This is a genomic window from Shimia sp. (assembly GCF_041624275.1).
GTDB lineage: Bacteria > Pseudomonadota > Alphaproteobacteria > Rhodobacterales > Rhodobacteraceae > Shimia.
On record NZ_JBFJVE010000120.1, the window covers coordinates 1 to 9,567 of the forward strand.

Genomic DNA, 9,567 nt, shown 5'->3' on the forward strand with positions numbered 1-9,567 from the left:
GGCCGGCGGCGCGGCGGGCGCCGGGGCCGTTGCGGGCACGGCACCGGCAACGGTGGCGGCGGCAGGCTCGGCCGGCGTTTCGAGTGCCGGCGGCGCTGCGACCTCGGCGCGGGGCGCGTCGAGATGGAGATAGATGAAATCGCCGGTCTTGTGGACCTCGACCGGGCCGACATGGGCCCCCAAGAGGCGCCGCATGCGCGCCGGCAACACCGAGGCGCTGATCCGCAACCGGGTCGGCGGCACCTGAAAGCGCAGGCTGCTCTGTTCGCGCATCAGGGCAATGGCACCGCCGTCCTGACGCAGAAAGATCCGCTCGGGGTCGGTCAGCGTCAGCTCGGAGCCCTCGCTGCCGGCCTTGACGATCTCGATCCAGCCGTCGCGCTCGGCGGCAAGGTGAAAGGTTTCGGCCCCCGCCTCTTCGGCACCGATCTGGCGCGCCGAGCGAAACTCGGGTCCGGGCAACGGGCTGACCCCCAGCGCCTGGTCACGCGGCCGCCGCAGAAAGCTGGGCAGCGCGGTGCGCAGCGTCGGCTTGGCCACCGGAGGTTCCGGCGCCTCGACCTCTTCCGGCTCGGGCTCGGCGGGTGTGTCGTCGCCCAGCCCCAGCAGGCGTTCGGGCGCCAGCCCTTCGTCCAGCGCATAGCGGTAGTTGACCGAGTAATCCGCCGCCTCGTCCGACAGGCCGGGTTGATCGGCCACCAGCCGCATCAGGCGGCGCTGGTCGGAATAATGCAGCGGCTGCGTGGCATAGCCTTCGATGGCGGGCACGACGCAGACATCCTCGGCCGCCAGATCCAGATGCCGGCTCAGGCGCGGCACGATGCGCAGCTGTTCGTTGTCGTGAAAGGGCATCAGGCGGCATTCGCCGCTCGACAAGAGGCACAGCGCCAGCCACATGTCGCCGGGCCAACCCTCGAGGGTAAGCTGCATTTCGCGGGGCTCGACGAGCACGACCAGGCTTTTTTCGCGATCTGACATTTCGGGGCCGGAAATCCACTTTCTTTGCACCTCAATGGTTACCACAAGATTAATTCTTGTCCAAGAACCTTGTTGGGATTTTTGTACTTGCAATATTATTGTGAAATTCTTGGAAATCGGTATAAATATGGGGCAAGAGGCCTATGCGTACCTGTGGGAGCCAAAAATAGATGAACATCATCCTGGGATTTATTCTTGTCGTCGGGCTGGTTTTTGGGGGTTACCTGCTGTCGGGCGGCGAGATGGGGGTCATCACCCATGCGCTGCCCTTCGAGGGCATGATGATCGGCGGCGCCGCGCTCGGCGCCTTCGTCGCGGCCAATTCCTTCGGCAACATCAAGGCCACCGGCAAGGCTCTGGTCAAGACCTTCAAGGGGCCGAAATGGCAGGCGCGGGATTATATCGACCTGTTGAACCTGATGTTCTCGCTGGCCAAGATGTACCAGCAGAAGGGCATGCTGGCGCTGGACGAGCATATCGAGAACCCCAAGGAAAGCGCCGTCTTCTCGCAGTTTCCGAAGATCCAGAACGACCATTTCGCGATCGACCTCATCACCGACAGTTTCCGCATGCTGGCGTTGCAGTTCGACGATCCGTTCCAGGCCGAGGACGTGATCAACAAGAAGCTTAAGAAACACCATCACGAGGCGCTGGTGGCGCCGCACAGCCTGACCAAGGTCGCCGACGCGCTGCCGGCCATCGGCATCGTCGCCGCTGTTCTCGGCGTCATCAAGACCATGGGCTCGATCGACAAGCCGCCCGCCGTGCTCGGCGGCATGATCGGCGGCGCGCTGGTCGGTACCTTTCTCGGGGTCTTTCTGGCCTATCTCTTCGTGGCGCCGCTCTCGGACCGGCTGACCGCGATCGAAGAGCAGGACGGCATCTTCTATACCGTGATCCGCGACATCTTCGTCGCCATCCTGCACGATCATTCGCCGACCATCTGCGTCGAGATCGGCCGCGGCAACATTCCCACCGTGCTGCAACCTTCGTTCTACGAGATGGAAGAGGCGCGTCAGGATCTGACCGAGGCCGCATGACAGTCCGATGCCGAACCGCCGCATAGCCGCTCTGGAACTGCTGCACCGGGTCAAGGAGCAGGAGATCGACGGCATCGGCGTGCGGCTGCGCGATATCCGCACCGAACAGGAGAAGATCACCGCCGAGATCAACAGCCTGAGGCAGCGCGCGGTGGACGAGTCGCAATGCGCCACCCCCGAGACCCTGCCCTATCTGTCCGGTTTCCTCGGCGCCATCGAAAGACGCCGGGGGCTGCTCGGGGCGCGGCTGGACAAGCTCGACGAAACGGCGCGGTCGATCGAGGACGAGTTGCGGCTGGCCTTCGTCGAAGCCAAGCGCAACGAGGCGGTGCTGGACCTGGCGCGCGAGCGGCACCAGCTTGACGAGGCGCGGCGTGAAAATGCCGAGGCCGCCGAGATCGCCCAGAACATCTATCTGCGGCGCCTCGCCGACCGTTAGGCCGACCGAAAGGCCGGATCCTCGCCAATGGCACGGATGCGCGCCGACAGAAGCGCGGTGAACTCGTCGGCCAGCAGCGATTTCGGCCGCTGCGCCGGGGTCAGGATCGACACGCTGCTCGAGATGCGCGGCTCGAAGGGGCGGAAGACGATGTTGCCCCGGCCGGCAAAGATCTGCATGTGCGACGAGGCGGTGATCTTGTCGCAGATCATCACCCCGAGCCCGGCATCGACATAGCGCAGCCCGGGCAGGAAGGTCTGCAACTCGAACCGGCGGCGAAAGGCGATGCCGGCCCGTTCAAAGGCGGCCCGGGTCTGCCGGGTGATCGTGTGATCGTCGAAGAGGCCGCAGAAGGCGCGGTTGCCGATATCGGCCGGCGACACCCGGCTCAGCCGCGCCAGGCTGTCGTCGCGATGCACGGCACAGACACAGCCGAGGTCGAAATCGGTCTGGTCGATCGAATTGCGCGGCACCGGCGTCTCGGCGAAGCCGATGTCGAACTGGCGCGAGGCGATCAGGTCCTCGATCACCGGCGAAGAGCGCATCTTCAGCGTCACCGAGACCTCGGGCCGGTCCTTCAGCATCCCGGTCAGCACCTCGGGCACGAAGAACCCCGAGGCCGCCGGGTGGCAGGCGATCCGCAACTCGCCATGTTCCCTGCGGGCGACGCCGGAAATGGTGCGCTTGGTGCGTTCGAGCCGGTCGAGGATGTCCTCGGCCTCTTCAAGGAAGAACCGCGCCTCGGGGGTGGGCCGGAAACTGCCCGGCTCGCGCAGGAACAGCGCAAAGCCCAGCTCGGCCTCGAGGGTCTGGATCATGGCGCTGACGGCGGGCTGGGTGCGGCCGAGGTTGCGCGCCGCCTCGGAAAACGACCCGGTGTGCATGATCTCGACGAAAGTGGCCAGCTGGCGGATGGTGAGATTCATTAGCCCATAAATTCAGTTTATCGCGTCAACGTAATTTCGAATTTGCCTTTATGGCTGCCCCGGAGTCAAGCTGTCCCGAACAACCGCATGCCGGTGAGCCGGTGAGGGAGGACCATGGACCGCTTTTCGAAATACATCCTGACCACGCTGATCTGTGTCGTGGCGCTGGGTCAGTTCATCCAGGTCATCACCCGCTATGTGCTTCAGGTGCCGGTGATGGGGCTGGAAGAGACCATGCTCTATCCGACGCTGTGGCTTTATATCCTGGGCTCGGTCAACGCCTCGCGCGAGAACACCCATATCCGCGCCAATGTGCTCGAGATCTTCATCAAGACCGAGCGCGGCCATGTGCGGCTGGCGATCATCGGCGAGATCATCAGCCTCGTGGTCGGCCTGTGGCTGCTGTCCTGGGCCTGGAACTATACCGAATACGCCTGGCGCACCTGGCGCGAGAGCCCGACGCTCTACATTCCCACCTTCTATTCGGACGTCGCGCTGCTGATCGGTCTGGGGCTGATGATGCTCTATACCGCCTGGCATCTCATTGCCCATGTCCGCAGCCTCGCAAAAGGAGCCTCGGCATGATCGAGATCGCCCTCATCGCCATTGCCCTGTTGGTGATCACGCTGACCCTCGGGGTGCCGCTGCCCTATTGTTTCGGCGCCGCGCTGATGGTGATGTATTTCATCGGCGACGTCACCATGAAGGGCATGATGCTCTGGGGGTTCCAGCAGCTCGGCAACCCGGTCCTGCTGGCGATCCCGCTCTTTGTGCTGGCCGGCACCATCATGTCCGAAAGCGGCATCGCCGCCTCGCTGCTGCGCTTCGTCAATGCCTTTATCGGCCATGTGCGGGGCGGGCTCGGCGTCGTGGCGGCGGTAAGCTGCGCCATCATCGGCGCCATCTCGGGCTCGGGTCTGACCGGCATCGCCGCCATCGGCCCGCTCTTGATCCCGGAAATGGAGAAACGCGGCTATCCGCGTGAATATGCCACCGCGCTGATCGCCAATTCCTCGATCCTCGGGCTGCTGATCCCGCCTTCGGTGACGATGATCGTCTATGGCTGGGTCACCGACACCTCGATCCTTGCCTGTTTTCTGGCGACCCTGGGGCCGGGGCTGTTCATCATGACCTCATTCTCGGTGATGAACCTGTGGATGAGCCGCAAGTTCAACCTGGTGCTCGACGACAAACCGACGTTCAGCGAGCTGACCTCGGAAGTGACCAAACGCGGCATCCATGCCTTTCCGGCGCTGTTGATGCCGGTCATCATCCTTGGCGGCATCTATGGCGGCGTCATGACCCCGACCGAGGCCGCCGCCGTGGCGGTGATCTATGCCGTGCCGGTGGGCTTCCTGATCTACAAGGGGCTGCGGCTCGAGAACTTCCTCGCCGCGGGCAAGGAAGCTGCGACAGCGGTCGGCGCGATCATGATGATGATCCTGTTCTCGATGATCCTCAGCCAGATGTTCGTCTATGAGAGCATCCCGCAGCAGATCGTCTCGGGCATCTTTGCGATCACCGAGAACAAGGTGCTGCTGCTGATCTTCATCAATATCATGCTGTTCCTGGTCGGCATGGTGGTCAATGACGTGACCGCCATCATCCTGATCGCGCCGCTCCTGCTGCCGCTGATGAACGCGATCGGGGTCAGCCCGGTGCAGTTCGCCGCCATCATGGGCGTCAACACCGCCATGGGCGGGGTGACGCCGCCCTATGCCTCGATCCTCTATCTCGGGGCGCGGATCGGCAAGGTGAAGGTCACCAAGGTGATCCCGCCGGCGATGTTCCTGATCCTGACAGGCTATCTGCCCGTGGTCTTCCTGACCTCATTCTGGCCCGACCTGTCGCTCTTCCTGCCGCGTCTGTTTGGCTACTGACCCGGCATCCTACCCAACACAGCCAATCTCAACTGGAGGACAACCCATGAAACGCCAACTGCTTGCCACCGCGCTCGCCGCGCTGGTCTCGATCTCGCCGGCCATCGCCGAGACCCTGAAAATGAGCCACGTGCGGCCACAGGACACCACCATCGACCTTGAACTGAAGGCCTTTGCCGCCAATCTCTCCGAGGCCACCGGCGGCAATCTCGAGGTCAAGATCTTTGCCGCCTCGGCGCTTGGCGACTACACCACCGTGCAGGAACGCATCAGCGTCGGTGCCATCGACATGGCGACCCAGCCGGCCGCCACCGCCGCCGACCGCCGGATGCAGATCTCGTCCTTCCCCTATCTGGCCGGCAACTGGGATCAGGCCCGCGCCATCTACGGGCCGGGCGGCGTGGTCCGTGACACCATGGCCGGGCTCTATGCCAAGCAGGACATCACCATGCTGGCCGCCTATCCGGTCTATTTCGGCGGCATCGCGCTGAATGTCGACAACCCCAATCCCGGCTCGGTCGAACCCAATGGCATCAAGGTCCGGGTGCCCGGCATCAAGAGCTTCCAGCTCACCGGCGAAGCGCTTGGGTACATCCCCTCGCCGATTCCCTTCTCCGAGGCCTTCACCGCGGTGCAGACCGGCGTGGTCGACGGGGTCATCGGCTCGGGCGCCGAGGGCTATTACGCCTCGTTCCGCGACGTGACCAAGACCTATATCCCGGCCAATACCCACTTCGAGGTCTGGTACATGATCATCTCCAACGAGTCGCTGGCGGCGCTGAGCGAGGCCGACCGCGCGGCGCTGATCGCCGGGGCCGAGGCCTTTGAAGCGACCCGCTGGCAGGTGGCCGAGGCCGATCAGGCGCGCAACGAGCAGCGTCTTGCCGACGAGCTGGGCACCAAGGTCGCCAAGCTGACCGAGGCCGAGCTGGCGGCGATGGCCGAGATGGGCCGCAGCAAGATCTGGCCCGCCGTGCTCGAGGATGTCGGCGTCGAATGGGGTCAGGCGATTCTCGACCAGGTCGCCGCCGCCGCCAAGTAAGCGAGGCAAAGCGGGGCGGCACCAGCGGCCGCCCCATCACAGCAGACCAGAGCAGCCGGAACAGACCATGGACACGGATTACGCGATCATTGGGGGGGGGATTGTCGGCCTCTCCGTCGCCTGGGGCCTTTTGCAGCGTGGCCGCCGGGTCACGGTGATCGACGGCGACGACGGCGCCTTTCGCGCCAGCCGGGGCAATTTCGGGCTGATCTGGGTCCAGTCCAAGGGCATGAAACAGCCGCGTTATGCGGCGTGGTCGCAGCAGTCTGCCGCCGCCTGGAAGGGCTTTGCCGAGGAACTGGGCGAGGCCAGCGGAACCGATCTCGGGCTCGAGCAGAAGGGCGGCTATGATTTCCATTTCTCCGAGGAAAGCCTTGCGCAAACGGTGGCGCAATACGAGACGCTCAAGACCCGGCTCGGCGGCAACTACCCCTATGAGGTGCTGGGCCGCAACGCGCTGAAACAGGAAGAGCCCGCCATCGGCCCCGGGGTGGTCGGCGCCATCCTGCATCACCAGGACGGCCACGCCAACCCGCTGCGGCTGTTGCAGGCGCTGGCCGCCGACGTGCGCCGGCTCGGGGGGCGGGTGCTGACCGGCAAGACCGTGGTCGATGTGACCAAATCCGACGGCTTCCGGCTGACCTGCGATGACGCAACGGCGCTCACAGCGGAAAAAGTCGTGCTTTCGGCCGGGCTCGGCGCTGCCAGTCTCGGGCCGAAAATGGGCTTTCGCGCCCCGGTGCGCCCGCAGCGCGGACAGGTGCTGATCACCGAGAAGCTGCCGCCGCTCATCAACCGCCCCTCGCTGATCGCGCGGCAGGTCAGCGAGGGCGGCATCCAGATCGGCGCCACCAACGAAGAGGTCGGTTTCGACGACGGGGTGAGCCTGCCGGGCATCGGCGGGCTGGCGCGGCAGGCGATCGAGGCCTATCCGGCGCTGGCGCGGGTGCGGCTGCTGCGCAGCTGGGCGGCGCTGCGCATCCTGACCCCCGACGGGCTGCCGATCTACCAGCAAAGCCCCGAGATGCCCGGCGCCTTTCTGGTGACCTGCCATTCCGGCGTCACCCTGGCCGCCGCCCATGCCCGCTTCCTGCCCGACTGGCTGGAAGGCACCGACACCGCACCGCAACTGGAGGTTTTCAATGAAGCCCGCTTTTCGTGATCTCGCGCCCGGGGGCCGCCGCGTCGGCGTGACCTTCGACGGCCGGGCGCTGCAGCTGCCCGAGGGGCAGAACCTTGCGGCGGCGCTGCTGGCGGCCGGCATCGGCCGGTTTCGCGACACCCCCGTGTCCGGCGCGCCGCGCGGGCCCTTCTGCATGATGGGCGCCTGTTACGACTGCCTGGTGCTGATCGACGGCTGCACGCGGCAGGCCTGCCAGACCGAGGTCCGCGACGGGCTGGTGATCGACACCCCGCGAGGGCCGGCCGATGCATGACCTGATCGTCATCGGCGCCGGCCCCGCCGGCATGGCCGCCGCCCGCGAGGCGGCCGAGACCGGGCTTTCGGTGCTGCTGCTCGACGAGCAGCGCCGGGCCGGCGGCCAGATCTACCGCGATGTCGACCGGGTGGCGCCGCTGCGCGGCGATCTTCTGGGCCGCGACTACACCGAGGGGCTGGCGCTGACCCGCCGGCTCGACCATGCCGCGATCACCCATGTTGCGGGGGCCGTGGTCTGGCAGATCGAAACCCCGCTGCGCGTCGCCTATTCGATCGACGACAAGGCCCATGTCGCCAAGGGCAGACGCCTGCTGATCGCCACCGGGGCGCTGGAGCGGCCGATGCCGCTGCCGGGCTGGACCCTGCCCGGGGTGATGAGCGCCGGCGCGGCGCAGATCCTGCTCAAACAGTCGGGCATCGTGGCGCAGCGCGCCGTGCTCGCCGGCAGCGGGCCGCTGCTTTATCTGGTGGCGGCGCAGATGCTGCGCGCCGGCACGCCTCCGCTGGCGCTGGTCGAAACCCAGAGCCGCGCCGATCTGGCGCGCGCCATGCGCCACCTGCCGGCGGCGCTGCGCGGCTGGCGCTATCTGGCCAAGGGCATGGCGATGCTGGCGGCGCTGAAACGGGCCGGGGTCGCGCGCCATGTCGGCGCCACCGGCCTTGCCATCGAAGGCCAAGACCGCGCCCGCGCGCTGCGTTTCACCGCCGGTGGCAAAAGCCATCGCATCGAGGCCGACACCGTGTTGCTGCATCACGGCGTGGTGCCCAACACCCAGACCGCGCGCTCGATGGGGCTGGTGCACCGCTGGAACGCCGCCCAATCCTGTTTTGCCCCGACGCTCGACGATTGGGGGCGCAGCAGCGACCCGGAGGTGTTCATTGCCGGTGACGGCGCCGGCATCGGCGGCGCCAGGGTGGCGGCGCTGGCCGGGCAAATGGCCGCTTTGCAGATCGCCCATGATCTCGGCGCCCTGTCGCCGGCAAGGCGTGACCAGGCCGCCGCACCGCTGCGCCGCGCCATGGCCCGCGAGCGCGCCGCGCGCCCCTTCATCGACGCCGCCTATCCGCCCCATGCCCCGGCGCTTCTGCCCGAGGATGACACCATCGTCTGCCGCTGCGAAGAGGTGACGGCGGGCGACATCCGCCGCTATGCCAAGATGGGCTGCGACGGGCCCAACCAGACCAAGGCCTTCGGACGCCCCGGCATGGGCCCCTGTCAGGGGCGCTATTGCGGCCTGACCGTGACCCAGCTACTGAGCGAGGCACATGGGCGCCGCCCGGACGAGACCGGCTATTACCGGATCCGGCCACCGCTGAAACCGGTGACACTGGGCGAGATCGCCGCGCTGGAACTGCCAAAAGAGGATTGAGCATGATCGAACGGATCGAAACCGGCACCAGAATGTCGAAGATCGTCAAACACAACGGGGTCGCCTATCTCTGCGGCCAGGTCGGCGCCGGAGACAGCGTCAGCGAGCAGACAGAGGATTGCCTGTCGCGGATCGAGGCGCTGCTGGCGCAGGCGGGCTCGTCGCCCGAGCGCATCCTGCAGGCCATCGTCTGGCTGGCCGACATGGCCGATTTCGCCGAGATGAACGCGGTCTGGGACGGCTGGGTGCCCGCCGGCCATGCCCCGGCCCGGGCCTGCGGCGAGGCGCGGCTGGCGCGCGCGGATCTCAAGGTCGAGATCATCATCACCGCCGCCTGCGACTGAACCGGCCGCGCGCCGCCCTCAGCCCGTCGCCGGGCCGGGGGCCGGGTGCGGCGGGGCCACACCGGCATCCTGCAACTGCTCGGGGTCGGGCAGCTCGCGCAGCGATTGCA

The 9,567-nt window shown here is 66.4% G+C and carries 11 protein-coding genes; 9 read left to right on the forward strand and 2 right to left on the reverse strand.

Going from position 1 to position 9,567, the window contains the following annotated elements; genetic code table 11:
- Positions 1-978, reverse strand: a 978-nt coding sequence (locus ABZD10_RS10330; protein WP_372886315.1) for a hypothetical protein, incomplete at its 3' end; no start/stop codon positions are given.
- 170 nt (positions 979-1,148) lie between these two features.
- Here ABZD10_RS10330 and motA point away from each other — a divergent pair.
- Complete coding sequence (gene motA / locus ABZD10_RS10335) at positions 1,149-2,018, forward strand: flagellar motor stator protein MotA (RefSeq protein WP_372886317.1); 870 nt, start codon at positions 1,149-1,151, stop codon at positions 2,016-2,018.
- Positions 2,019-2,025: 7 nt separating this feature from the next.
- Complete coding sequence (locus ABZD10_RS10340) at positions 2,026-2,457, forward strand: hypothetical protein (protein ID WP_372886319.1); 432 nt, start codon at positions 2,026-2,028, stop codon at positions 2,455-2,457.
- On the opposite strand, the gene ABZD10_RS10345 is transcribed toward ABZD10_RS10340, so the two are convergent.
- Positions 2,454-3,383 carry a LysR family transcriptional regulator gene (locus tag ABZD10_RS10345; protein WP_372886320.1) on the reverse strand — a complete coding sequence of 310 codons (930 nt, stop codon included), beginning with the start codon at positions 3,381-3,383 and terminating at the stop codon, positions 2,454-2,456. The genes ABZD10_RS10340 and ABZD10_RS10345 overlap by 4 nt on opposite strands.
- A 114-nt stretch (positions 3,384-3,497) precedes the next feature.
- Between ABZD10_RS10345 and ABZD10_RS10350 the strand changes: the two genes are divergently transcribed.
- From ABZD10_RS10350 to ABZD10_RS10380, 7 genes are all read left to right on the forward strand, one after another.
- A complete protein-coding gene (locus ABZD10_RS10350) occupies positions 3,498-3,968 on the forward strand; it encodes a TRAP transporter small permease (RefSeq protein WP_372886321.1) in 471 nt (156 codons plus the stop codon).
- Entirely contained in the window at positions 3,965-5,263 is a 1,299-nt protein-coding gene (locus ABZD10_RS10355) for a TRAP transporter large permease (protein ID WP_372886322.1), read from the forward strand. The genes ABZD10_RS10350 and ABZD10_RS10355 overlap by 4 nt, the downstream gene beginning before the upstream one ends.
- A 46-nt stretch (positions 5,264-5,309) precedes the next feature.
- On the forward strand, positions 5,310-6,305 hold the full coding sequence (gene dctP, locus ABZD10_RS10360; protein WP_372886323.1) for a TRAP transporter substrate-binding protein DctP: 996 nt from the start codon (positions 5,310-5,312) through the stop codon (positions 6,303-6,305).
- A gap of 67 nt (positions 6,306-6,372) precedes the next feature.
- On the forward strand, positions 6,373-7,467 hold the full coding sequence (locus ABZD10_RS10365) for an NAD(P)/FAD-dependent oxidoreductase (RefSeq protein WP_372886324.1): 1,095 nt from the start codon (positions 6,373-6,375) through the stop codon (positions 7,465-7,467).
- On the forward strand, positions 7,448-7,741 hold the full coding sequence (locus ABZD10_RS10370; RefSeq protein ID WP_372886326.1) for a (2Fe-2S)-binding protein: 294 nt from the start codon (positions 7,448-7,450) through the stop codon (positions 7,739-7,741). The genes ABZD10_RS10365 and ABZD10_RS10370 overlap by 20 nt, the downstream gene beginning before the upstream one ends.
- Positions 7,734-9,113, forward strand: a complete 1,380-nt coding sequence (locus tag ABZD10_RS10375) for an NAD(P)/FAD-dependent oxidoreductase (RefSeq protein WP_372886328.1) — start codon at positions 7,734-7,736, stop codon at positions 9,111-9,113. The genes ABZD10_RS10370 and ABZD10_RS10375 overlap by 8 nt, the downstream gene beginning before the upstream one ends.
- 2 nt (positions 9,114-9,115) lie before the next feature.
- Positions 9,116-9,457 (forward strand): RidA family protein, encoded by a 342-nt coding sequence (locus ABZD10_RS10380; protein ID WP_372886330.1) that lies wholly within the window; start codon positions 9,116-9,118, stop codon positions 9,455-9,457.
- The last annotated feature ends 110 nt before the right edge of the window (positions 9,458-9,567 follow it).

Bases quoted from the DNA above. Each gene is read 5' to 3' on its own strand.
- motA (WP_372886317.1), top strand. From the start codon at position 1,149: ATGAACATCATCCTGGGATTTATTCTTGTCGTCGGGCTGGTTTTTGGG.
- ABZD10_RS10340 (WP_372886319.1), top strand. From the start codon at position 2,026: ATGCCGAACCGCCGCATAGCCGCTCTGGAACTGCTGCACCGGGTCAAG.
- ABZD10_RS10345 (WP_372886320.1), bottom strand. From the start codon at position 3,383: ATGAATCTCACCATCCGCCAGCTGGCCACTTTCGTCGAGATCATGCAC.
- ABZD10_RS10350 (WP_372886321.1), top strand. From the start codon at position 3,498: ATGGACCGCTTTTCGAAATACATCCTGACCACGCTGATCTGTGTCGTG.
- ABZD10_RS10355 (WP_372886322.1), top strand. From the start codon at position 3,965: ATGATCGAGATCGCCCTCATCGCCATTGCCCTGTTGGTGATCACGCTG.
- dctP (WP_372886323.1), top strand. From the start codon at position 5,310: ATGAAACGCCAACTGCTTGCCACCGCGCTCGCCGCGCTGGTCTCGATC.
- ABZD10_RS10365 (WP_372886324.1), top strand. From the start codon at position 6,373: ATGGACACGGATTACGCGATCATTGGGGGGGGGATTGTCGGCCTCTCC.
- ABZD10_RS10370 (WP_372886326.1), top strand. From the start codon at position 7,448: ATGAAGCCCGCTTTTCGTGATCTCGCGCCCGGGGGCCGCCGCGTCGGC.
- ABZD10_RS10375 (WP_372886328.1), top strand. From the start codon at position 7,734: ATGCATGACCTGATCGTCATCGGCGCCGGCCCCGCCGGCATGGCCGCC.
- ABZD10_RS10380 (WP_372886330.1), top strand. From the start codon at position 9,116: ATGATCGAACGGATCGAAACCGGCACCAGAATGTCGAAGATCGTCAAA.